Origin of the sequence: Trinickia dabaoshanensis, from assembly GCF_002879885.1 — a bacterium.
Lineage (GTDB): Bacteria > Pseudomonadota > Gammaproteobacteria > Burkholderiales > Burkholderiaceae > Trinickia > Trinickia dabaoshanensis.
Map to the genome: position 1 here is coordinate 102,066 of NZ_PNYA01000008.1, position 24,617 is coordinate 126,682.

At 64.6% G+C, this 24,617-nt stretch carries 16 protein-coding genes and 1 pseudogene; 3 read left to right on the plus strand and 14 right to left on the minus strand.

Features of this window, described 5'->3' with window-relative positions; genetic code table 11:
- Positions 1-2 precede the first annotated feature (2 nt).
- Together C0Z18_RS10680 and alaS are read right to left on the minus strand one after the other, a co-directional pair.
- Complete coding sequence (locus C0Z18_RS10680) at positions 3-2,390, minus strand: ATP-binding protein (RefSeq protein ID WP_102645379.1); 2,388 nt, start codon at positions 2,388-2,390, stop codon at positions 3-5.
- A 357-nt stretch (positions 2,391-2,747) separates the two neighbouring features.
- Complete coding sequence (gene alaS / locus C0Z18_RS10685) at positions 2,748-5,372, minus strand: alanine--tRNA ligase (RefSeq protein WP_102645380.1); 2,625 nt, start codon at positions 5,370-5,372, stop codon at positions 2,748-2,750.
- 241 nt (positions 5,373-5,613) lie between these two features.
- On the opposite strand from alaS, the gene C0Z18_RS10690 reads away from it, so the two are divergent.
- Positions 5,614-6,834 carry a CaiB/BaiF CoA transferase family protein gene (locus C0Z18_RS10690; RefSeq protein ID WP_102645381.1) on the plus strand — a complete coding sequence of 407 codons (1,221 nt, stop codon included), beginning with the start codon at positions 5,614-5,616 and terminating at the stop codon, positions 6,832-6,834.
- A 72-nt stretch (positions 6,835-6,906) separates the two neighbouring features.
- On the opposite strand, the gene C0Z18_RS10695 is transcribed toward C0Z18_RS10690, so the two are convergent.
- The gene (locus C0Z18_RS10695; protein ID WP_102645382.1) at positions 6,907-7,458 is read right to left on the minus strand and encodes an RBBP9/YdeN family alpha/beta hydrolase; all 552 of its coding nucleotides are present in this window, start codon (positions 7,456-7,458) and stop codon (positions 6,907-6,909) included.
- Positions 7,459-7,554: 96 nt separating this feature from the next.
- Between C0Z18_RS10695 and C0Z18_RS10700 the strand changes: the two are divergent.
- A pseudogene (locus tag C0Z18_RS10700) lies at positions 7,555-7,632 on the plus strand (methyltransferase); the annotation flags it as partial.
- 14 nt (positions 7,633-7,646) lie between these two features.
- Here C0Z18_RS10700 and C0Z18_RS10705 read toward each other — a convergent pair.
- The gene (locus C0Z18_RS10705) at positions 7,647-7,850 is read right to left on the minus strand and encodes an ornithine carbamoyltransferase (RefSeq protein WP_102645383.1); all 204 of its coding nucleotides are present in this window, start codon (positions 7,848-7,850) and stop codon (positions 7,647-7,649) included.
- Between the two features lie 251 nt (positions 7,851-8,101).
- On the opposite strand from C0Z18_RS10705, the gene C0Z18_RS10710 reads away from it, so the two are divergent.
- On the plus strand, positions 8,102-9,811 hold the full coding sequence (locus C0Z18_RS10710; protein ID WP_102645384.1) for a glutamine--tRNA ligase/YqeY domain fusion protein: 1,710 nt from the start codon (positions 8,102-8,104) through the stop codon (positions 9,809-9,811).
- Between the two features lie 33 nt (positions 9,812-9,844).
- On the opposite strand, the gene C0Z18_RS10715 is transcribed toward C0Z18_RS10710, so the two are convergent.
- From C0Z18_RS10715 to C0Z18_RS10760, 10 genes are all read right to left on the minus strand, one after another.
- On the minus strand, positions 9,845-10,294 hold the full coding sequence (locus C0Z18_RS10715; RefSeq protein WP_102645385.1) for an NUDIX hydrolase: 450 nt from the start codon (positions 10,292-10,294) through the stop codon (positions 9,845-9,847).
- A 131-nt stretch (positions 10,295-10,425) separates the two neighbouring features.
- Complete coding sequence (locus C0Z18_RS10720) at positions 10,426-12,546, minus strand: Kelch repeat-containing protein (RefSeq protein WP_146013983.1); 2,121 nt, start codon at positions 12,544-12,546, stop codon at positions 10,426-10,428.
- Between the two features lie 154 nt (positions 12,547-12,700).
- The gene (locus C0Z18_RS10725) at positions 12,701-14,533 is read right to left on the minus strand and encodes a hypothetical protein (protein ID WP_102645387.1); all 1,833 of its coding nucleotides are present in this window, start codon (positions 14,531-14,533) and stop codon (positions 12,701-12,703) included.
- The gene (locus tag C0Z18_RS10730; protein WP_146013984.1) at positions 14,530-16,512 is read right to left on the minus strand and encodes a Hint domain-containing protein; all 1,983 of its coding nucleotides are present in this window, start codon (positions 16,510-16,512) and stop codon (positions 14,530-14,532) included. Before C0Z18_RS10730 ends, C0Z18_RS10725 begins: the two co-directional genes overlap by 4 nt.
- A gap of 113 nt (positions 16,513-16,625) precedes the next feature.
- Positions 16,626-18,092, minus strand: coding sequence for a hypothetical protein (locus C0Z18_RS10735; RefSeq protein WP_146013985.1), 1,467 nt, complete (start codon positions 18,090-18,092; stop codon positions 16,626-16,628).
- Positions 18,093-18,379: 287 nt separating this feature from the next.
- A complete protein-coding gene (locus C0Z18_RS10740; protein WP_146013986.1) occupies positions 18,380-21,502 on the minus strand; it encodes an ATP-binding protein in 3,123 nt (1,040 codons plus the stop codon).
- A 155-nt stretch (positions 21,503-21,657) separates the two neighbouring features.
- Entirely contained in the window at positions 21,658-22,314 is a 657-nt protein-coding gene (locus C0Z18_RS10745; RefSeq protein ID WP_158244220.1) for a response regulator, read from the minus strand.
- A gap of 214 nt (positions 22,315-22,528) precedes the next feature.
- Complete coding sequence (locus C0Z18_RS10750) at positions 22,529-23,203, minus strand: HrpE/YscL family type III secretion apparatus protein (protein WP_102645392.1); 675 nt, start codon at positions 23,201-23,203, stop codon at positions 22,529-22,531.
- Entirely contained in the window at positions 23,200-23,742 is a 543-nt protein-coding gene (locus C0Z18_RS10755) for a hypothetical protein (protein ID WP_102645393.1), read from the minus strand. Before C0Z18_RS10755 ends, C0Z18_RS10750 begins: the two co-directional genes overlap by 4 nt.
- A gap of 73 nt (positions 23,743-23,815) precedes the next feature.
- A complete protein-coding gene (locus C0Z18_RS10760) occupies positions 23,816-24,598 on the minus strand; it encodes an EscJ/YscJ/HrcJ family type III secretion inner membrane ring protein (protein ID WP_158244221.1) in 783 nt (260 codons plus the stop codon).
- Positions 24,599-24,617 lie beyond the last annotated feature (19 nt).

Genomic DNA, 24,617 nt, shown 5'->3' on the forward strand with positions numbered 1-24,617 from the left:
GATCAGGCGAGCGCGTCGTCGCGCGCGGCTTTCGTGTCTTGTCCCACCGGTGCGCCGAGACTGTCCACGGCCCACGATTCGGGTAGATGCACGATCGTCTGGAAGCGGCGGAAATCGGCACCGCGCCGGTCGTCGGTGAAGCGCAACTCGATGCGGCCGTGTTCGCGCTCGAGCATCTCCTTCACGGCGTCCATGCCCACGCCGCGGCCCGACACTTCGGTCACCGCCTTGGCCGTCGAGAAACCCGCACGGAAGATGAACCGGGCGAGCGCCTCGTCATCGATCGCGTCGTCCGGCTCGATCCAGCCGCGCTCGGCGGCGATCGCGCGAATCCGCGCCAATGCGAGACCTCGGCCGTCGTCGCTGAGCGTCAATTGCAGGGCGCCCGCATCGACACCCACTTCGATCTCGATCGTGCCCCCCTCGCGCTTGCCCGCGGCCACCCGCTGGTCGGCCGGCTCGATTCCGTGATCGACACTGTTGCGCAGCAGATGCGTAAAGACATCGCGCAGCGCGCCGCTCGCGTGCCGGCGCAAACGGTAGCCGTTGTCGTCGATGACGACCGTCGGCGCGTGCTTGCCGAGTTCCTTCGCAAGCGAGGGCAGCGACTCGAGCGGCCCCGACAGCGCTTCGCCGAAGCTTTCGGTGTCGAGCAGCCGCAGCGTGCGGCGCACCGCGTCGCGCATGGCGACGAGCCCTGCCACGTCGCCTTCGTGCACCGACTCGACCAAGGTCAAGCTTTCGTCGATATGCGAGCGATCCACGACCATGTACCGGCCGCCTTGCGCACGATGCGCGATACCGCCGGGTCCCTTGCGGCCGAGGTTGACCTCGTTGATCGTCGCGTAATGCTCGACCGCTTGCTTTACGCGGGCCAACTCGGCGATCGATGCTTCACGATCCCACGCTTCGCCGGCGCCCAGGCGGCGCATTTCGTCGTAGCGCTGCTCCGCTTCGTGGACGATGCTCGTCAAATGACGCAAGCCGTACGTACGCGCATTGCCCTTGATCGTGTGCATGTTGCGGAACAACTCGGCCACCGCCGATTCGTCGGCGTGCTCGTGCTGGCCGATGATGCGCTCGTTCTCGTGGATGAAGCCCTTCGCGCTCTCCACGAATTGGTGGAATTTTTCTTGGCTGACCGAGAGGATCTCGCCGATCATCTCGAGCTGACGCTTTTGCTCGGTCGATTCGGCCGTCAGGCGGCGCAGCTCCGTTACGTCGCGCACGCACAGCATGAGGCGCATGACCATATCGGATTCGTCGGTAATCGCCGACCAGCTCAGATCGAGCGTCTTGACGCGGCCGTCGGCCATCGTCTTCGCCACCTCGTTGACGAGCAGGTGTTCGTTGAACGAGAAGTTGATGGCGTCCTCGCCGATGCACGCGTGAATCGCGGCTTCCACTTGCGAGCGGGTATCGGCATCGAGGCTCGACTCGCCGAATACGAGCGACATCACATCGCGTCCCGCAATGTCCTCGGTCTCGAAGATGGCTTCCAAATAGGCCGAGTACTCGCCGTGCACGAGACCGTTGTCGACGACCGTCAAAATGCCCTGCTGCATGTTCTGCAGCATGGCCTGGATGTCGGCCGTCTTTTGTTTGAGCTGCATCGAGCTGCGCTCGATCTTCTCGATCATGTCGTTGAACGCGACGATCGAACGGCCGATCTCGTCCATGCGCGCGACGGGCACGCGTCGCGCGAAGTCCTGGCTCGAGGCGATTTCGCTCATCTCGGCCTGCATGCGCGTGAGCGGCCGCGTGATCTGGCGATAGAGCAACATGCCGACGACGGTGAGCAGCGCGATCGCCGCCGCGGTAGCCGCGCCGATGGCGGTCGTCGTCGTGGCGAGCATGCCGTTCAACGCACCGATCGCAGCGTCTTTTTGGCGATTCTTCTCGATGCGCATCGTCTCGACGATGCCTTCGAGTTCGTTGCGGTACTCGCCGACGTCGGCGAACAGGAACGCTTGCGCGAGCGCGTCCTTGCCCGACGCCTTCATCTGCACGGTTTGATCGATGGCCGTGAAGTAGTTGTCGATGCTTTCCCGCGCTTGCGTGACGAGACCCTTTTGCGCGTGACTCGCGGCGGCCTGCGCCTGCACTTCGAGTGCTTGGCGCAGCGCGGCCTCCTTCGTCTTCAATTGCGCTTGCGCCTGCGAAACCATGTTCGCGTCTGGCGCATAAACGAGCGTCATCGTCGCGAGCTGGACGTCCTTGACTTCGGAGACGAGATCCGCGGATGCCAGTGCGCTCGGCACGACCCCTTGCGTGACGGCACGCACTTCGCCGGCGCTGCGCCGCGCTTGATAGGTCGCAAAGCCGCCGATCGCCGCGAGCGCGACGAACATGAGCAGCACCAACAAGGTGATGCGATGACGAATCGTCATGTGTAACCCCGATGCATGGTTTGTTACGCGAGGCCCTCGCCGCGCGAAACGTTCGTTTTTTAGTGAATCTTTAATTCTTATGGCGTGATTATCGGGGTATCCCTATGACGGATTGATGACTGACGATGACTGACACATAGGGCCGGGAAACACGCGGACGCGCGTAGGCGTGGCGCGACGTGAGCGCACCAACGAAAAAAACCGCCCGCGGCCCCTTGACGGGACCGCGGGCGGCTTTCGACTTCTTACGTGGAGAAGAGGGAGGGATGCGCTGCCAGCGGCAATGCAACCGCGGCGCAGCCGAGCGACGATCGGCGGCAGCCGGGGCAAGACCCGGCGCGCCCGTCGCTCACGCGATCACAACAGCGCCTGCACCCACTCCTTCACGCCTGCGAGCGCGGCGGGCAGTTTCGCGGGCTCGGTGCCGCCGGCTTGCGCCATATCGGGCCGGCCGCCACCCTTACCGCCCACTTGCTGCGCGACGAAGTTGACGAGTTCGCCGGCCTTGACCTTCTTGCTCGCATCGGGCGTGACACCGGCGATCAGGCTCACCTTGCCGCCGTCCACCGCGGCCAGCACGATGGCCGCGTGCTTGAGCTTGTCCTTGAGCTTGTCGACCGTCTCGCGCAGCGTCTTCGCATCGGCGCCCTCGAGCGTCGCGGCCAGCACCTGCACGCCCGCCACGTCCACCGCTTGCGCCGCGAGTTCGTCGCCTTGGCTCGACGCGAGCTTCGACTTGAGCGCCGCCAATTCCTTCTCGAGCGACTTGACCTGATCCTGCACTTGCGCCACACGTTGCGTGAGCTCCGAGGGCTGCGCTTTCAAAGCCGCGGCTACCGCGTTGACGCGGCTTTCGAGCCCTTGCACGTAACGCATCGCGTTGTCGCCCGTAATCGCCTCGACGCGGCGAATGCCGGCCGCCACGCCCGTTTCGGCGACGATCTTGAACAGACCGATATCGCCCGTGCGATGCACGTGCGTGCCGCCGCACAACTCGCGCGAGAAACCGAGATCGAGCACGCGCACTTCGTCGCCGTACTTCTCGCCGAACAGTGCCATCGCGCCGCCCTTCACGGCCTCGTCGTACGGCATGACGCGCACGATACCCGGCGCGTTCGCAAGGACTTCCGCATTGACGATTTCCTCGACGCGGCGCACCTGGTCGTCGGTCATCGGCGCGTTGTGTGCGAAGTCGAAGCGCGTTTTTTCATCGTCGACGAGCGAACCCTTCTGCTGCACATGGCCGCCGAGCACTTCGCGCAGCGCCTTGTGCATCAAGTGCGTCGCCGAGTGGTTACGCGCGGTGCGCGCGCGGCGGACCGCGTCGATTTCGGCCTTGACGACGTCGCCCACCTTCAGCACACCCTGCTCGAGCGTGCCGTGATGGCCGACGACGTCGGCCTGCACCTTCAGCGTGTCGGCCACGGCGAAGCGCACGCTCGCGTTCGCGAGCACGCCCGTATCGCCGACCTGGCCGCCCGACTCCGCGTAAAACGGCGTGTGATCGAGCACCACGACGGCATCTTGACCATGCTTCACTTCATTGACGGCCGTGCCCTCGACATAGAGCGCGACCACCTTGGCATCGTCGAAAATCGACTCTTCGTAGCCATGGAACGTCGTTTTCGCCCCCGAGTATTCGAGCCCTTGCGCTGCCTTGAACTTGCCGGCCGCGCGCGCTTGCTCGCGCTGACGCGACATGGCTTCGTCGAACGCGGGCTCGTCCACCGTCATCTCGCGCTCGCGGCAGACGTCGGCCGTCAAATCGAGCGGGAAGCCGTAGGTGTCGTGCAGCTTGAACGCCAACTCGCCCGAGAGCACCTTGCCGCCCTTCGCATCGAGTTCGGCCAGCGCGGCGTCGAGAATCGACATGCCGTGCTCGATCGTCTCGAAGAAACGCTCTTCTTCCTGGCGCAGCACGTCGGTCACGCGCGTTTGCGCATCGGCGAGCTCGGGATAGGCCGTGCCCATTTGCGCGACGAGATCGGCCACGAGCTTATGGAAGAACGCATGCTTGCAGCCGAGCTTGTAGCCGTGGCGAATCGCGCGGCGCACGATTCGGCGCAGCACGTAGCCGCGCCCTTCGTTGCCGGGAATCACGCCGTCCACGATCAAGAACGAGCAGGCGCGAATGTGATCGGCGATGACCTTCAACGAGTTGTTCGCGAGATCCGCCACGCCCGTCTCGCGCCCGGCGGCCGCGATCAGCGCTTGGAACAGATCGATCTCGTAGTTGCTGTGCACGTGCTGCAGCACGGCCGCGATCCGCTCGAGCCCCATGCCCGTATCGACGCACGGCTTGGGCAACGGCGTCATGTTGCCCTGCGCGTCGCGGTTGAACTGCATGAACACGAGATTCCAGATCTCGATGTAGCGGTCGCCGTCTTCCTCGGGCGATCCCGGGGGGCCGCCCCATACGTCCGGGCCGTGATCGTAGAAGATTTCCGAGCACGGACCGCACGGACCGGTATCGGCCATTTGCCAGAAGTTGTCCGACGCGTAGCGCGCGCCCTTGTTGTCGCCGATGCGGATGATGCGCTCGGTCGGCACGCCCACTTCCTTGGCCCAGATGTCGTACGCTTCGTCGTCTTCCTGATAGACGGTGACCCAGAGCTTTTCCTTCGGCAGCCCATAGACCGTCGTCAAGAGCTCCCACGCGTAATGGATCGCGTCGCGCTTGAAGTAATCGCCGAACGAGAAATTGCCGAGCATCTCGAAGAACGTATGGTGCCGTGCCGTATAGCCGACGTTCTCGAGATCGTTGTGCTTGCCGCCGGCGCGCACGCTGCGCTGGGCCGTCGTGGCGCGCGAGTACGGACGCGATTCGGCGCCGAGGAACACGTCTTTGAACTGCACCATTCCCGAATTGGTGAAGAGCAGCGTCGGGTCGTTGCCGGGCACGAGGCTCGACGAGCGGACGATCGTATGGCCCTTCGATTCGAAGAACTTGAGGAATTTCTCGCGGATTTCGGCGGCTTTCATAGAAAACTGAGGGGGACGGTCTCGACTGGAAACCGGCCGCGCCTGACCTGCCCGGCCGTTTTCCCCTAAACGGCTCATTATACGGAATTGTCGCGCGATCGCCCCTAATTACCCGGTTTCGCGGCGGCGAGGCCGTTGCCTGCCGCCCCGCGCGCTTGGGGCGGCCTTTGAAAAGCGCTTAACATGCTGGCGACGCCCGCCGCCCGGCCGGCGCCGACTCGATCGAGGAGAGAACGTAACAATGGGAGCGCTCAGCCATATCCGCGTACTCGACTTGACCCGCGTGCTCGCGGGTCCGTGGTGCGCGCAAACGCTAGCCGACCTCGGCGCCGACGTCATCAAGCTCGAGCGGCCCGGCGCGGGAGACGACACGCGCCATTGGGGGCCTCCGTACTTGAAGACGCCCGACGGCGCCGACACGCGCGAGGCGGCGTATTACCTGTGCGCGAACCGCAACAAGCGCTCGATCACGGTCGATATCGCGACACCCGAAGGCCAGAAGATCGTGCGCGAACTCGCCGCCACGAGCGACGTGGTGCTCGAGAACTACAAGGTCGGGCAGTTGCAGAAGTACGGTCTGGATTACGAATCGCTCAAGGCGATCAAGCCCGATCTCGTCTACTGCTCCGTGACGGGCTTCGGCCAGACGGGGCCGCTCGCGGAGCGCGCCGGGTACGACTTCATCGTGCAAGGCATGGGCGGCTTCATGAGCGTCACCGGCGAGCGCGATGCCCTGCCCGGCGGCGGCCCGCAAAAAGCCGGGGTAGCAATCGCCGATCTAATGACCGGTATGTACGCGACCGTGGCCGTGCTCGCGGCGCTCGCGCACCGCGACCGCACGGGCGAAGGCCAAGCGATCGACATGGCGCTGCTCGATGTCCAAGTGGCCATGCTCGCCAACGTCACCTCGAACTACCTCGTCGGCGGCAAGGCGCCGCAGCGCTGGGGCAACGCGCATCAAAACATCGTCCCGTACCAGGCGTTCCAGACGAGCGATAGCTGGATCATCGTGGCCGTGGGCAACGACGGGCAATTCCGCAAATTCGTCGAGGTGGGCGGACGCCCCGAACTCGCGGACGACGAACGTTACGCGACCAATCCGGAGCGCGTGCGCCACCGCGACGTATTGGTCCCGATCATTGCCGAGATGGTCAAGACGCGCACCAAGCACGAATGGATCGAAGCGCTCGAAGCCGCGGGCGTGCCGTGCGGGCCGATCAACGACCTAGCCGAAGTGTTCGACGATGCCCAAGTGCGCGCCCGAGGCATGCGCGTGGAAGTGCCGCATCCGAGCGGAGCGACGGCCCCGCTCGTACGCAATCCGATCCGCATGAGCGCGACGCCCCCCGAAGTACGCAGCGCGCCGCCGACGCTCGGCGAGCACACCGATACGGTCCTCAAGGAAGTGCTGGGCTACGACGATGCGGCGATCGCCGCATTGCGCGGTAAATCGGTGATTTGAGCGCCGCCATCGTACGAGATGCGCAGAGACGGCACGGCGGCGTTCCGGCGCCCCGTGGCTCGCAAGCGCTGCTCAGTCGAGCAAGGAAGCGAGCAAACGCTGCCCCTCGTCCCACTCGCCGAGTCCGCTGTCCGCGTTGATGTGGCCGCGCGGCCCGATCTCGACCAACCGGCTGCCCCAAGCGCGCGCGCAGCGCTCGGCGAATGCGAGCGAGCCGTAGGGGTCGTCGCTGCTCGCCACGACGATCGAACGAAACGGCAGCGGCGCCAGCGCCGGCTCATCGTAGCCGAGCGCATCGCGCGGGAACACCGGGCCGCGGGGATCGGGCGGAGCGACGAGCAGCGCGCCCGCGATCTTCGCGAGCCCAGCCGCGCCGGCCAGATGCAGCGCCCAATGCGCCACGGTCAGACATCCGAGGCTATGCGCCGCGAAGCGAAGCGGCCCGCGCGGCTCGGCGGCAACCGCCGCATCCAGCGTCTCGCACCATGCCGCGCGCACGGGATGATCCCAATCGGGCATCGCGACGCGCGTGAACGATGCATCGAGCGTTTCCCATCGCGTTTGCCAGTGGCCGGCGCCCGAATTCGCGTACCCGGGCAGGACGAAAGTTTTATTCCGATTCATGAAGCGTGGCGCCGGTACAGGGGGCGGCGCGTTTGCACACTAAGGCGAGCGGTATGAAGATTGGCGGGTAGTATAAGCGCTCGCTGCCCCACCGTTCGACCTAGCACCACGGCGATCCAGACCGTCGGCAGCAAGGGCTGGGACGGTTTTGCCATCTCGATCGTCACGGCTTGACGTGCCGCGGCGGCTCAGTGCCCCGCGCCGATGATGCCGCCCACGGCTGCGCCGGCGATGGTGCCGATGGGGCCGCCGGTTAGGACATAGCCGATGGCGCCGCCGGCCGTGGCACCGATGGCGGCATGCTTTTGCGAGCGCGACATCGAAGAACACGCGGCGAGGCTCGTGACGACGAGGGCGACGACGGAAAGCTTGGCAAGCGACGATATCTTCATGGGCGATGCGGGTAGACGAAAAAACGGGCGGCGGGGAAACCTCACTACACTTTGCCGCGCTATACGGGCCGTATCCTAAAAGCGCCGCATGCGCGCGGGCAAAGCGTTTTACCACCTGTTACAGCGCGCAACACATGCGCCGCGGGCGCCGCGCCGAGCCATCGCGGGCCAGGCGGTCCGTCCTTTAGGTAGAATGATCGGATTGCCGCGGGCGCGCCCCGTGTACTTTTCCGCCGATTTCCGACTTTCGAATGAACAACGAACGCAACGACGCTGCGGCGGCTTCGCCGTCCAATTTCATCCGCAACATCATCGATGAGGACAACCGTACGGGCAAATGGGGCAGCCGCGTCGAAACGCGCTTCCCCCCCGAGCCGAACGGCTATCTTCATATCGGCCATGCCAAGAGCATCTGTCTGAACTTCGGCGTCGCGCGCGATTACGGCGGCGTGTGCCACTTGCGCTTCGACGACACGAATCCGGAAAAAGAGAGCATGGAGTACGCCGATTCGATCGTCGACGCCGTGCGCTGGCTCGGCTTCGACTGGGAGAAGGACGGCACGTCGCACCAGTATTTCGCGAGCGACTATTACGGCAAGCTCTACGAGTACGCCGAACTCTTGATCCAGCGCGGCAAGGCATACGTGGACAGCCAGAGCGCGGACGACATGCGCACGAACCGCGGCTCGCTGACGGAGCCGGGCAAGGACTCGCCCTTCCGCGACCGTGCGCCCGAAGAGAGTCTGGACTTGTTCCGCCGCATGAAGGCGGGCGAGTTCAAGGAAGGCGAGCACGTGCTGCGCGCGAAGATCGACATGGCGTCGCCCAACATGACGATGCGCGACCCGGTGCTCTACCGGATCCGCTTCGCGCACCACTACCGCACCGGCGACGCGTGGTGCGTCTACCCGATGTACGACTACGCGCACTGCATCTCGGATGCGCTCGAGAACATCACGCATTCGCTGTGCACGCTGGAATTCGAAGATCATCGCCCGCTGTACGACTGGGTGCTGAACGAATTGGCCGAAGCCGGCGTCTTCACGCGGCCGCTGCCGCAGCAGATCGAGTTTTCCCGGCTCAATCTGACCTACGCGATCACGAGCAAGCGCAAGCTGCTGCAACTCGTCACGGAAGGCCACGTGCAAGGCTGGGACGATCCGCGCATGCCGACGATCGTCGGCGTGCGCCGCCGCGGCTTCACGCCCGAGAGCATCAAGCTCTTTTGCGAGCGGATCGGCGTGACGAAGGTGGACTCGTGGATCGACATGAGCGTGTTCGAAGGGGCGCTGCGCGACGATCTCGACGAGAAGGCGCCGCGCACGGTAGCCGTGCTCGATCCGCTCAAGCTCATCATCGACAACTTCCCGGCCGACCTGGCGGAGCCGTGCACCGCGCCCGTTCATCCGCACCACCCCGAGCGCGGTCAACGCCAATTCCCGATCACGCGCGAGTTGTGGATCGAGCGCGAGGATTTCACGGAAACACCGCCCAAGGGTTATTTCCGGCTGTTCCCCGGCAACAAGGTGCGCCTGCGTTACGGCTATGTGATCGAATGCACGGGCGCCGAGAAGGACGAAAGCGGCAACGTCGTCGCCGTGCATTGCAACTACTTCCCCGACAGCAAGTCGGGCACCGACGGCGCGAACACCTACAAGGTGAAGGGCAACATTCACTGGGTCAGCGCGCAACATGCGGTGCCGGCCGAAGTGCGCCTGTACGACCGCTTGTTCAAGGAAGCGCAACCCGATGCGGGCGGGCGCAATTTCCTCGAAGCGCTGAATCCCGACTCGAAGCGCGTGGTGCAGGCGTACTTGGAACCCGGAGCCGAGGCATTGCAGCCCGAAGAGCGCTGCCAATTCGAGCGTCACGGGTATTTCGTCGCCGATCGCTACGATTCGAAACCGGGTCGACCCGTCTTCAACCGCATCGTCGGCTTGCGCGATAGCTGGGGTAAGTAAGCGGCACGCGGCGCGGCTCATTGCCGCGCCGTCTCATAGCGTCCGATCCAATTCGGACAAAGAAAGTGTCGTGTCGAACAGCCGCGCCAAGCTGCGGCTCGCGTACCGGCCCACGTCGGCAGGCGACACCCAGAGAAACCCATCCATTTCGGGGATCGGCGTCCCATCTCGGCGGCTCGGAAACATCGACGTACATTCGCAACGCTCAACATCGACTTCGCCGGGCTCGACACGGACGGCGAATAGATGCAGGTCTTTGTCGTGCCGATACGCGAAGCGGCCCAGATCGGTCAGCCGCTCGGGTGCGAACACGATGCCCGTCTCCTCGCGCAATTCGCGCAGCGCGGCCTCGATCGGCGCTTCACCCGGTTCGCCCTGCCCTTTCGGAATGTCCCAATGAGACGTATCGGTCGCGTGCGCCAGAAAAACATAGCCGCGACGATCGAGCAGCACGACGCCGCAAGACACGGTTCGTGCATTCATCGGTTAGGCTCCAGACGATAGGCGGGCGCCGGGCGGCGGCAGGACGGATCGGATCTCACAAGAATCTCGCGCGGGTCGATGCGACCGTCATGATATACGCGAGCGCGCCGTCGCGGCCCGGCCCGCGCCCCTCAGGGCACGTACAGCTCGGCCGTATCCAAATACCGCGGCGTCGACACGTTGTCCAATCCGCCGACGACGAGCACCGTTCCATCGGCGAGCGTCGTCGCCGCGCCCCCGATGCGGATCGAGGTCATCGATGCGGCCGTTGCAGCGTGCGAATTGCCGGGGTTGTCCGGATCGAACGTGTAGATCTCCGCCGTATCGGTGCCGTAAATCCCCGAGCCCACGCCGCCGCCGGCAATCAACACGCGATTGCCGTCGAGCGGCGCCAACATCATGTTCGTACGCGGGGCAACGAGTCCCGGCACGCTCGCCCACGTCTGTGCGGTGGCGTCGTACAAGTCCACGGTACCCACCGGTCTGAATGACGGCCCCATGCCGCCGAACACCAAAGCGGTGGTCTGCGACGCCATCCAGGCCGCGTACTGGGAACGCGCGCCATTGGACATGTTTCCGATGCGCCAGCTCGCCCAGGGCTTCGCCAGCGTTTGCGCGATCGACGCCGCGCTCGTACCGCGCTCGGTCTTGACGGAACCGGCCGGCACGACGATCAGATCGCCATCGAGCATGGGGAGCGCCGTCGCGAACATCGTGCCTTGTCCGAGCGCCGGGCCTGGGCTCCAGCTTCCGTTCGCGCCGCTCCCAGGTGTGTAGACGTCCGTCGCGTTCGTGATCACGATCGAATTGGTGGTGGAGACATCGCCGCCGGTCACGACGACGTTCCCGTCGCTCGTCAGCGCCATCGCGCCTTCCAAATGCGCGCTGGACATCGATTCGGCCGGCTGCCACGCCGCCGGATCGGCGGCGTTGGGATCGAACGTTTCGGCCGAGGCCAACGGACCATCGACACCCCGTCCACCCGCCACGAGTACTTTTCCGTTCGGCAGCAACGTCGCCAAGGGAATAAAGCGCGGCGTGCTCATCCGGCCCGCCGGGGAGAAGCGGCCCGTATTCGGATCGTAGATTTCCGCGCTGTCGAGCGATGGTTGCCCCGTGCTCCGGCCGCCGATAGCGAGTACGCGTCCGTCCGGCAATGCCACTTGCGCGAACGCGTATCGCGGGGTCGACATCGTGCCGGGTACGGGTGTCCATGTGCCCGGATCGACCACGCGCAACGTCACCTCTGTGGACGCCTTGCCCCCGGGCCCAATCGCCTCGATCGTATAGGTGCGATCCGCGCCGGTGCGCTCGAGCGGCGTTCCGGAAATATCGCCCGTGGCCGGATCGACGACGAGCCCCGCCGGTAGCGGCTGCGCCGGCGCATAGGTCTCGATCGCTCCGCCATCGTGGTAAGCGACGTTCGCGAAGATCGGCCGCCCCTTCGCATAGACGGCCCAGGTGCGCTGGTAGTGAAAGCCCGTCGGCGCGGCAGGCAGGGGCGGCGCGGGCAGCGGCGGCACGATGGGGGGCTCGGCGGGCTCCGGCACGACCGGCGGCTCGGGCAACGGCGGCACGATGTTGCCCTCGACGGTAATCGTCAGATGCTCGACGGCGACCTGGCCGCCGCTTTGCGAAGCGTCCGGCAGGCCGAAACCCGTCACGGTGTAGACCTGCGCGTCGCTCAGCTCGAGCGGCGTGCCGCTGATCGTGCCTTGATCCGCCGAGAAGCGCAGCCCCGCGGGCAACGCCGGATCGATCGAATAGCGGACGACGACACCCGTCGGATGGGGCCGGTTGACCGCGATCGGTTGCCGCACCTCGTAGACGGACGACGCTTGCGTATAGTTCAGGGCAATCGGCGGCGTCGCCTTGTCGGCGACGGTGATGCGCAATTGCGCTTGAGCCGTGCCTTGCGCGCTCGCGCCGCTCACTACGTAGTCGGTTGCCGCGCTGATGGTGTGCGGCGTGCCGCTGATGATGCCCGTGTCGACGTCGAGCGACAAACCCAGCGGCAAATCCGGAGAGACCGAATAACGCTCGATCGCGCCCCCCGAGTTGTGCGGCACGTTCGGCGGAATCGCTTCGCCGGCCACGTAGGAAGGGGTGCTCTCGCTGTATTGGAGATCCGACGGGGGAATGGAGCCTTTGAGCGACAGGCTTCCAGCCCCGCCGCCGCCACCGCCGCCATGACACGCCGCCAGTAAGAAATTACTCAGTAGTACTAAAGAAATAAGAATCCGTCGAAGCATGAACTTACCCTCGTTTGCCGCGTGGAACTGCGCGCCGGCGGCCTTTGCTAACGACTCATATGGTCGAGGAAAGGCCGGCCGTACCGGGAGCCGAAAATTCTGCTTTTTGAGATACGCGGCGGCGCCGGACGCTGCTCCCTGCCGTCGGCGCCCATCATTTGTCGACGGGGTCGATGCCGCGCTCGGCGCGGGGCGGATCGAATCGGAGCGCCACCCAATCGCTGGGCCGATTCGGCACGGTCGTGACGATCGGTATGGAGAACGGCCGCGAATAATACGCTGGCGCGGCCGCGTTCTTCGAACGGCTGACAGCGTATTGGGCGATGAACTCGCCCGGCCGGCCGGTCGTGCCGAGACCGAAGCCGGTCAAATCGTCTTCGTTCAAGACGAGGACGAAGCCGTCCTTCAAGTCGTCCGAACCCACGTCGTGCTTGAGCACGGGAAAGTCGACCTTCGGAAAACCCGTGCCTTGGTAGTATCCCGAGACGAATACGCTTAACGTGACACGCTGCCCTAGCTCGATGCCCTGATACGCCGGCACCCGGACTTGCAGCCCGCCTGAAATCGTCGAATCGTCGATGACGCGCACGCCTGCCTGCACGAGCGCGGGGGGTGCCAGCGTGCCGCCCGGTGTCGGCGCGGGCGTGCGCGCCGTGCCTTCCACGCCGAAGTACACCAAACGCGAATCCTCGCCGTTACCGTACGAATCGCCGCGCGTAAAACCCGCGGCATTGATTTGATCTCCCGATACGAAGCGCCAACTCGGAATCTCGATCGAGTCGTCCTGCGACGCCGAACTTTGCCGATAGACGATCGTGGCGATGTCCTCATTGAGCCAAATCGCCGCCCTCCTCATCGAGCGCGCGCCGACGGGCAAGGTCACCGGCACCGTATCCGGGTACTTGTCGAGGTCGAGTACGTTGCCCTCCAGCGGCAACCCGAGCGTGCCGTCGTCGCCCAAGCCCAAATCGACGGCGGTGAACACCACCTGGTTCTGAAACTCGGTCGAATTCAGAGCGGGCGCGAACGTCATGATCGTCGGCTTCGCGTTGCCGAACAGGATCGTCGCCTGACCTCGGTCGTTCGTCGTCGCGCGAAAGCCCGCCTCGTAGGGCGGCGCCGAAACCCAGTCGAGCGGCTCGAGCGTGCCGAGGGGCGTGAGTTCACGGGCGAGCGTCGCCGCATTCGGCTCCGTGCGCCAAGCAAAGCGCAGCCCGCGAATGGGACGGCTTTGCTCGTCGAGGATCGTGGTGGTCGCAACGATCAATTGATCGGCGGTCAACTCGCTCGTCTGCAGCAGCGGATGCGCGAACTTTTCCACGAAGCTCGAAAACACGCGCGGCCGCACGCAGCCGAAAAGCGTCGTTGCATGGCGCCGGACAACCCTCGGAACGTCCCCGTCCGCGGGGTCCCAACAGACCGACACGGTCAGCAAGTCGGGCAGCGCGGGCGATGCCCCCACCCGAATGCGTTTGACCGCCACGCCGTTGCTGTCCGTGTGGGTGACCAGGTTCGATTCGAGCTGGACGGACGGATACTCGGCCGGTACCGACCATCGAATCGGTTGATTGCGCATCGGCGTGCCGTCGGGCGACACCAGCCGTACCTTGACGGGGTTATAGCCGACGTTCAACAAGAGCGGCGTAAAAGGCAAGCGCTCGACGAAGGTCAACCGTTGAGTCGACGGCGCGCCTGCCGGCGGCAGCGGAAACCATGGCGAGCCGGGCAGCATCACGTCGCCCCGAAAGGGCGTGACGGCCACCGAATAAACGAAGCCGGCCGATAACGTATAAGGAAACGCGGCGCAGCGGCTCATCCCGTCTTCGACGAAAAACGAATCGATCGATTTTTCACCCACACGCACGCCCTGCAGCGACACCACGAAGCCGGTCGCCCGGTCCTCGTCGGGCGTCGTCCATTGAACCGTAACGAATCCCCGTGCATCGTAGTGGGCCTGCACCACCCGGCTCGTAATCGGATCACTCATCGCGTCTCCTTGCCGCTATCGGGCAATGCCGGTACGCGGCCCGCGCGCGCCCGCCAGTGGTCGAAATCGACGCGCTCCAGTTCGCTCAAACGGTATTGCGGCGATCGCGTTGCGGCCTCGCGCCGCGCTTGCTCGAGCGAGCCTTGCTCCCGGTTATCGCCGACGACGATGCCGTTGGCGTAAAAAAGCGCCTGCCCGGGACGGGCGATCGGTTGCCCATCGATGCGTTCGAGCGTGAGGTTGTAGACCGGGTAGGTCGTACCGGTCACGTGCTCGACCGTGAACGGTTCAGGCCGTGGCGGTCCTGCGCGCGGCGTCCATAGCACCTGCATGCGCTTGTCGTCGTTAGCGACCTTGGCGACGTTCGTCTCGAGCAGGTCCTCGGCCTCGACGAGCCGCACCGTGGGGCCGGGCATCGAGCCGCCCGAGTCGAGCGCCACCGGATGCGTTTCGGTCACATAGAGCGGCTCACCACCGCCTTGCGGCGTCACGATCTTCACGAAGCGCGTATCGGTGCCCGTGGTGACGCCTTTGACCTTCAACGGTCCGAGCGGGCCGGCGACGGTATCGCCGATCGCCACCCGTTCGATCGCGCGGTGCGTGCCGTCGGCCATCGTCACCTCGGTGCCGCCCCGCAGGCAGCCGAGCTGGAACACGATCTGAGGCACCTTCATTTGTTGCACCGTGGCGGTCGGCAGTTCGCTCAGAAACGCAGCGTACACCTTGTAGGAGGCCGCGCCCGTGCGATCGACCGTCGTTGCGTGAATCTTCAAAAGAAAATCCCACAGCGAATTGTTGGCGACTTGCTGCCAGCAGATGTTGCCGAAATCGGCCGGATCGCCGGCGGCGCCGTTCTTATTCGGCGGCGGCCAATTGAACATGAGCGTCTTCCGATCGGCGCTGACGGCAAGATGAGACAGCAGCGTCTTGCCTTCGATCGGTATCACCGGACACACCCCACCGGTCGCAGGCGGGATGACGGTCAGTTCGCCATACAGGTTCGGCTGCGGCGCATCGCTGCTATCGAACGGCGCAAGCGCATCGTTGCAGACGACGTCGCCCACGACGTACAACTCCACGTGCGCGTCGTTGTTATGTACCCCGGGCATCATCGGACCGTAATCGCATGCATTGGGGTACTCGGCCGTCTTATTCGCGCGATTCACGCAAACCACGATCGGCCGATTCGGGTCGTCGCCGTACTGCACGCTCGGATGTTTGAGGTCCAACGACTTCGGCAACCCGTGCACCGGGCCGGCCATCATGACGAGGCACGGCGAATAGGCGCGCGCGGCGGTGCGGTAAGAGAACGTGGCAAACACGTTGATCGGGCCGCCCGATGGGTTGTTCCCCGGCTTTTTTTCCGTACGGAAGATCTGCAGATGAGGATCGAGGCACTTTCCGCCCGAGCAGCCGGCCGTCGCTTTCGTAAACCCCTCGTCCGTCGCGCTCGACAGCACCCTCTCCCACTTTTCGTCGTACACGTCCATCATGTCGAGCACGTAAGTCGCCGGATCGATCACGGTATCGAGCGCCCGCGCGCTCACCGTCTTGAAGTCGGGCGTTGCATCGATATCGAGAATGTCGCGGAAGTCGCCCATCCGCGTGTCCGCGCCATCGGCGCCTTGCATCCGCAGTTGGCAATCGTTCACGCGCACCGGCGAGCCGCCGGCCTGATCTCGATGCTGCGTTTCGATCGTCCTATCGAACTGCGCGAATAGCTCGGGCCGGTTTGCGCGCGTGATGCCGTGCGTGCGCAGCAGCGCGTAATACGCCTGCCGCTGCATTGAATCGGTCAAATCGATGGCGGAACGGCCGGACGGCCCGGCGATCGCCCGGAGGTGTTCGAACGCCACGCGTTCTTGCGCGCTCATTGCGCTCGCTCGCGAACTCGGATCGAGCCCGGACTGCGCGCAAGCCAATCGCGCAAGCAATACCGCGCACACCATCCACATCACGATCGTCGATCTGCGAAACATCGTGCCTCCAAAGGGGCTCTGACCGCTCAGGGCATGCCGCCCTGCGCTGTTTCGTGCGGCTGCGTGGGGACCGGACCGCTAGGCCCCCTTGACCGGACGAGCTGCGCCGCACGTCATATCGACGTGACGAGCGGCCAACCGGCGGGCGCGTATCGAGAGTATTTGCGCAGCGAGGCGAGTTGGTCGCCATCGATTCCCTCCGGGCCCGCGCTATCTTTTAGCGCCTGGTACCGGGCCGGATCCGTGACGAAGTAGTCCATCATCAACGTGCCTGCCCGCCCACGCGCGTTGGCGTAGAACCCCCACAGCGCGGACGCGTCGACTTCGACTGCGACCAGGCCCGCCTCCACCGTAAACGTCGCGGTGGTGAGCGTTTGCTTGTCGATATCGATCGAATCCACGGATTCGTAGCCATTGGCATACAGGGAAAGGGTGCCGCGCCAGCCCTCGGGAATCGAGGAATTCGTAAAATCGATGACCACCGTCACCGTGTTTTTCCATATCACCGACACGTTGACAGTCGTCAAGCGCGCCAGCGTCGGCATCGGCGCATTCCTGTCCGTGATCGCCGGGTCGGGGGCATTCGAAATACGATTGCTATTTTTTATATCGAATTGATTCGCGCGACTGATAATTTGATTGGCGACCGAGGATTCCGATTCCACCATGTAACTCAGTTGTGCTTGATCGCCCAGGTCAGTGCCGTCGATCGATTTTTCCTTGAACGCGATTTTTGGCAACTCATAGCCGATCGTGACGAGATCTTCCATCGTCAATTCATAAGGGCTGACGGGTCTGCCATTGACCAGCACCACGACGGAGGCGGCCGGCGAAACGCCGATGGGAATCGAGCCCAGTTCGACGTGCGTGGTCGCGGAACCGGCGAGATTCAGCGTGGAGCCGAACGTCGTGCGCAACGGCGGCAACTCGCCGATATAGACATACGGATCGACCGTCACCAGCTTGAATCGACGTTCCATGCCCGAATTCGGGACCGTCACCGTCAACGGAAAGATGCCGATGCTCTGACTGGCGATTCTGCCTTCCACCGTGCCGACGCGAGACGCCGCGAGGGGCGTCAACGGGCTCGTCACATACTCGGCGAAGGTCACCGGGTCGCCGTGGCGGCCCGATTGCGTCACGTCCGCCCCGCCGGCCGAGAAAAACGACAGATTGCCGCGATTGGAGGCAACGCGCACTGTCACACCGCCCACGAGCGCCGGCTCGCCGCTCCAGGTCGAATATCTGACCTCGAGGCTGCCGTTGCCGACGATGCTTGCTCCGCGCAACGCGAAATCGTCATCCGACACGACGGTAGGCACGCCGACGCCGCGAACGCCGAACACGTAGTCCACCGCGGCGCCGTCCACGACGACATGACGCTCGTCGAGAACGTTCAGTCTCACCGGTACATCCGGCCGAGGATCGACCGGACCGTCTTGGTATGTCAGCGAGAACTGTCCTTTGCCCTCGCGATCGAGATCGACGCTTGCGGAATCCCCGCGCCCCACGCGCACCTTCGGATCATGCCCTTCGGGCACGACCATCACCGTCGAATTCCGATAAGCGGGAAGCACCATTTTGATTATGTATTCCCGCCGGACGAATAGAAAGCTTGCATCGGGCGGGTCGAATCGAGGAATTTGATCGTTGGATTCTAAAATATCGTCACTCATGCAATCCCCCATTGGGCGATCAAGCGATAAAAGTCGACAGCAAGCGATCTAACTTCGAATCGAACCGATATAGCAATCCGACGGGAAAATACTAAGCCGGCCCATTTCGCCATTCAAGCAATTCAGGACGTCGACGCTGTCCTTTCTCCCGCGCTCCCTCGGCGATCCCAACATGCGGAAATCGACTCTCGTTACGCGCGGCTATCCGGACCATCGGGACCATCCGAAGCCTGCAGTGCGCGCTCGATAGCGTCGCGCAACGCGATCAATGGCGTGTCGGTCGCCGCCCCCTCCTCCAGCGCGCGATGCAGGCAAGCCGCGGCTCGCGCAGCCTGCGCGAGCCCGAACCACGCGGCGGTGCCGGAGATGGCGTGGGCTAGCTCACGCATCTCGTCGCGCTGGGTTTGCGCGGACAAGGCGCTCAACGCCGCCAGATCGCCTCGCAACGTGCCGAGCAGCGCCGGCCATAGCTCGTCGCGCTGCGCCGCCGGCAATGGCTTAGGCGGTTGCTCGGCACCGCCCAAACCATAGCGCTCCAACAAGCCGCGCAGTTGATCCAACGAGAGGGGCTTGATACAAAATTCGTCCGCGCCGGCTTGCATGCACGCGACGCGTTGCCGAGGCGTCGCATCGGCCGTCAGCGCGACGAGAATCGTCCGGTGCGGGCGGTCCCGCTCCCGCTCACGAATCCGCGCGATCAATTGGGCGCCGTCGAGAACCGGCATCGCGCAATCGGTGATGACCATCGCGTAGTCGTTGCGCTCGCATGCGCTCAGCGCCTGCGCTCCGTTCTCGGCCATGTCGCAATCGAGCACCTGCAACCTTGCCAGTTGGCGTTTGAGCGCTTCGCGATTGATCGGGCGATCCTCCACGAGCAAAATACGCGGTCCGCGGCTTGGCTGTCCCTCCGCCTCGACGAACGGGGCTTGGCGGGCGATCGGCCGCGGCGGACGCGCTCGCACGAGCGCGCGATCGACAGGCAAGCTCAGCATCACGGCGACCGTCGTGCCGCGACCCAACTCGCTTTCGAGCGCTATGGTTCCACCCATCTGCTCGATCAACCGCTTGCAGATCGCGAGACCGAGCCCGGTCCCGCCGTAGCCGCCCCCCAGCGTGGCGCGAGCTTGAGCAAACGGGGCGAACAATCGCGCCTGATCGTCGGCGCCGATACCGATACCCGTATCGACGACGCGAATCGACAACCTCTGCGCGTCATCCGATTCATCGAGTGAATCGACGAACAAGGAAACGCCACCGCGTTCGGTGAACTTCGCCGCGTTGCCCAATAGATTGAGCAACACTTGGCCCAACCGCCGCGCATCGCCGAGATGACGCGCGGCGATGGCCGCCGAGAATACGACGTTCATCGCCAGACCCTTGCGTTCGAGCTGCGGGGCAACGAGGCCCACGGCATGGCGCACGACTTCGTCCAGGCTCATCGACGCCTGCTCGAGCGAGAGTTCGTCGTTCTCGCTTTTCGCGAAGTCGAGGATGTCGTTGAGGATCAACAGCAAGGACTCCCCCGCATTGCCGGCCATCCCGACGAGTTCGCGATCGTCGCTTCCCAGGCCGTCATGGTCGAGCAACTGCAAGATGCTGACGATACCGCTCATCGGCAATCTGATTTCGTGGCTGACGGTGGCAATCAACAATTCGCGCGCATGCGCTTGTTCCTCGGCGTCGTATTTCGCCGCCATCAACGCCGCTTGCGCCTCCTTGGCCTGCGTGATGTCGTGCAGATAGCCGCTCCACTCCGTGCCGCCCTCGTCCCGCGCTCGCGGGACTGCTTCGACGTGGAACCACGCAGGCTCCGTATCGTGGCGCGGCAGCATGAATTCGGCGCGCACGGGCTCCGTCGAGCGCGCCGAGCGCAAGAACATCCGGGTCAGACGAAACCGGGACGATGCATCGAGCGCGCGAGCGAAAACATCGAGCACGTCGGTTGCGCCCGCGCCCGCGCGTTCGCGAGCGAGTTCGTCCGCGCGCCGATTGGCGAATTCCAGCTCGAAGCTCGGATGGCGATCGCGCACGTGACTCACTTGGAAGACGGCGGAAGGCAGGGCTTGGGTCAGCTCGACCAAACGCCGCTTCAGCTCGAGTTCGCGCCGCTCGGTGCGCCGCAATTCCGAGACGTCGACGAATGCATAGAGCACGGCCGGACGATCGTCGTCGATTCGGCAGGGGCGCGCCCAATAGACGGCATCGTGAATCTGCTCGTCAGGGCCTCGATATCGGATCTCGCCTTGCGCCGGGTGTCCGGAGCCGATGACCGTGTGCGTCACGGTTGCGAGGGCGTCGGCGTCTGTTTGCGACACGCCGTCCGATAACGCCCGCGTCATGCCGATGAGCGCCTCGGCGCGTACGCCGACGGCCTGCTCGTAGGCAGGATTGACCGCAACGAACCGTTCTTGCTCGTCCTTCACGCACACGGGAATCGGCACCGTATTCATGAGAAGCGTCCTGAAGCGCGTTTCGGCAACGAGCTCTCGTTCGGTCCGGCGCCGCTCGCGCACCTCCTCGCGCAAACGCGCCAAGTTGAACCAGAGAACGGCAAGGAAAAGCACGGTCAGCGTGCCGACGGGGGCGAGAATCAGCCATAGCGTGCGCGGGGCGACGCCGAAGGTGAAACGGGTCGACAGCCAGCTATTTTGGATGTACTCGCGCTCTGTTTCGGGCACGGCCTTCAACACGCGGTCGATGAGCGGCAGCAACGCGGCGAACCTCGGCGCGACGCCGAACGACAGTTCCTGGATGCGGTCGGCCGGTGCGGCGACCCGCAAGATGCCCGCATACCGTTCGCGTACGATCCGATCGATAACGCCCAAGTTGCCGATGTACGAGAACGCTCGACCTTGCGCGACCGCCTTAAGGCCATCCTCGGCCGAACCCACCGTGACGACGCGCAATGCCGGCGAGCCGCCGAATCGGACGCCCGCCGTCTCGACGTCGCCGACGATGGCGACTTCCGCGCCTTCGAGATCGTCTAGACCGGCGATGAACGGTGCCGTCTCGCGAGTGACGATCACGAGCGGATAACGCACATAGGCGGTGGATAGACCGAAGCCCGGCGCCAATCCGTCGTAAGGGGAAGCCGCGACCACGATATCGATCTTGCCCGCATTGGCAAACCGGACGGTTTCGGCCCACGAGCGGGTAGGCACTAGAACGATACGAAGGTGCAGCGCGTCGCGAAGAAAATTTAGATAGTCGGCGGAGATGCCGTCGAGATGGCCTTGCTGATCGACGAAAGCCATGGGCGACCATCGTGGATCGACGCCCACCCGCAATGCGGGCAACGACTGAAGGTAGGCCATGTCGGCTCGCGAGAGCGCAATTCGCGACCGCCACGATGCGACCGGCGTTGCACCGGTAGCGCTCTGCCGCGAACAGCCGCCGAGCGCCACCACCGCCAGCAAGAAAGCTACGACCAGACGTCCGATGCAGACCGCGTTCGAACGCAATCGATCAGTCACGGCGAACAACGATCGTTCGACTGCCAATACTCGAGCAATTCCTGGCTACTCGATAGTCCAAGCTTGTGCTGCGCCCGCATCTTGTGCGCGCTGATCGTTTTGACGCTTCGATTGAGTCGCTGGGCGATCTGCCCAGCCGTCAGCTTTTCATCGGCGAATAGACGTACGACATCGAGCTCGGCCGCCGTGAGCGTCGCCTCCTTACCGATGCGCGTCCCCACGAGACTCCTATTGGCGAGCAGCGCTTCCACGCCTGGGCTGACGTAGGGCCGCCCTTGCGCCACGGCGACGAGCGCACTATGCAGTTCGTTGATCCCGCCTGCTTTCTCGACGACCGCGTTGACCTGCTTAGCCAGCAGCTTGTTCAAAATCGCGGCGTTGCGCATCGCGGTAACGACGACGATAGGTAGGCCGGGACGGATGCGCCGCAGGCGGTCGATCAAGGGAACGCCGTCGCGCGTCGCCGTGCCGGGCATCGACAAATCGGTCACGACGCCATCGAATTCTCGCTCTTTCACGAGCGAGATCAGTTCGTCGGAGTTCGCGGCTTCCGCGACGACTTGGGCAATATGACCGGCATCGATAGCCAGACGTATCCCGTGGCGGACGATACCGTGGTCTTCCGCCAATATGATCTGCAGGGGTGTGTTCACGACGCTTCCATCATCTATCGTCCACCGTGACCGGTCATGTCCCGCGCGCATGCCGATTCGTGTGCACCGCCGCGCGGCAAACTCGAGGCAACCCAACTGCGGCAAGCATCGAGCCATTGTAGTCACGCCAGACCGAGAGGCAATTGTAGAGACGCCGTCCAGCCGTACTGATAGGAAACTTCTCGAATATTGGAACGAGCGGCAGCGGCTTGGGTCAACCTGCGGCGAGGACTCGCGCAGCCGTTTCGCCGCGCACATTGGTTAGGGCCGCGGCGCTCAATGCCTCCATGAGCGCATCGAACGAGAGCGCCCAGTGACCATGCTCGGTTACGAGTTCGCACTGCCCCGGCTGCAATGCCTCGTCGACCCGGATCGGCCAAGGGCAATGGATACCCGCCGCTCGATGCGTCGACGCATCGAGCGAACACAAACGCAGGTACGCAGCGGGCACCGATCCCGCCACCTTGCTCAATTGCTTGGATACGACGCGCAGCCGTTGCGCCGCGGGTATCTCGACGCCGATGCCCGCTAGCGCGCCGGCCAAGACGTGATCGAGCGTCGCCTCCAATTCGGATGTCAACGCCCGCTGCGCCAGCCGATAGGCCTCGTCCAGCGCCATCGCTCGCGCGACGAAGGACCGATCGGCGTCGCGTTCGCGCGCCCGCCGCATTGCCGCCAAACGTGCGCCGCGCACTTGCTCCATTCGGCGCGCCTGCTTGACGATCGATCGCGCCTCGCGGCGAGCGCGGGCCGTGCACGATTCGATATCGTGCAAGCGCGCGACGTCTTTTGCTCGCAAGATGAGCGATCGCGGTGATTCCAATGGGGCCGTGCGCGACATGACGGTGTGTCCGGCGCCGGTCATCATCCGCCGTGCGGTAAAGCTCATTTGTCACCTCGTTCCATCGATGCGTTCGACGCTTGCCGCGCGACGGCCGCGGAAATCGAGAGGCATCGACCCACGTCGATGCGCTCGAGCACGAAGCCCGGCGCGCGCGACGAGCCGCCGGCATCGCCTCGCCCGTGCGACGGCTCCGGCGCGGTTAGCATCGCGATACGCGCGCTCACCTGAGGCCAGTCCTGCTGCGCCATGCAGCGCAAGACGCGGACGCCGCGCGCCTCGGCCTCCGATAATTCGCCCCGCGTGGCGATGCCCGTGACGCCCAAGCAATTGACCTCGCGGTACTTCAACGCGAACTCGAACCAGCGATCGATCGGCTCACCGCGCACAATCGCACTGGACGCGCGCTCGCGCAGCAGCGCGATGTAGCCTAGCGTCGCGGCGACGCCGCGTAGCGCGGCCGGCGATGCCCGAACGACACTGAGCCATCTCGGATCTCGGGGTGCGCGCCACTGCTGCGCCAGGCCAAAGGCATCCGCCCAGGCGCTGTAGACGAGCCTCGCTTCATGGCAATCGAGATCGCGCACCGGCGCCCCGTACCTGCGGTGCCAAGCCGGTGCCGCCCATCGCCAAGGCTCCCTCCAAAAAGGCGGGGCGCGGTCAGCTTCGGCGCGTGTCATTGTCCGCGCGCCGATTGGAGATGCGCTGCCGCAAGCGCCTAAGCGAACGATCCGCAAGGTAGCCGATGGCCATTGAGCCGCCGGCGAGCAACATCAGTTCCCAAGGGCGACGTGTCCTGAGATACGACGCATTCGCCGATGGTGCCGAATGCGCTTCCTCAGTGCGCTGCTCGGCTAGCAACATGACTGCGACATGCCGATCGTCCTCCACGGCCAACCCCGGGACGGCGTTTTTGACGATACTCGCGATACCGGGAACCACCGCGGACAAGTCGACGCCCGCGCTGTGCTTCACGAGTACCGACGCGGATGCGGCCGCGAGCGGCGCCCCGGGTGCGGGCCGCTCGGGTGGCACGACGCTCACCCTAGCGGCGACGACGCCGTCGATCTCCATCAGCGTCGCTTCGAGCGCGCGTTCGATCGCGTGGATATGACGGGCGCGTTCCTCGAGCGGTGTCGATGCGATCCCCCGCTTGCCGAGCGCCTCATCGACGCTTGGACGCGCGGCCCGCGACAACCCGGCTTCACGTAACGCGCGCATGGCGCGCGGAAGATCCGAATCGGCCACCGACAGCATCACGCCCGCCTTCTCCGTCTTGCGTTCGACGGCGATGCCATGGCTGCTCAGCGCCGCCGCGATTTCGCTTGCGCGGCGGGCGTCAGGGGCCAATTGCAGTTCAACGTGTCTTTCGCAGCCCGAAAGCACAGCCGCTATGACGATCGGCAGCAACGATGTCAACACCTCATGGCGTCGTGCGCTCAATCTCGCCTCGACTGTCATA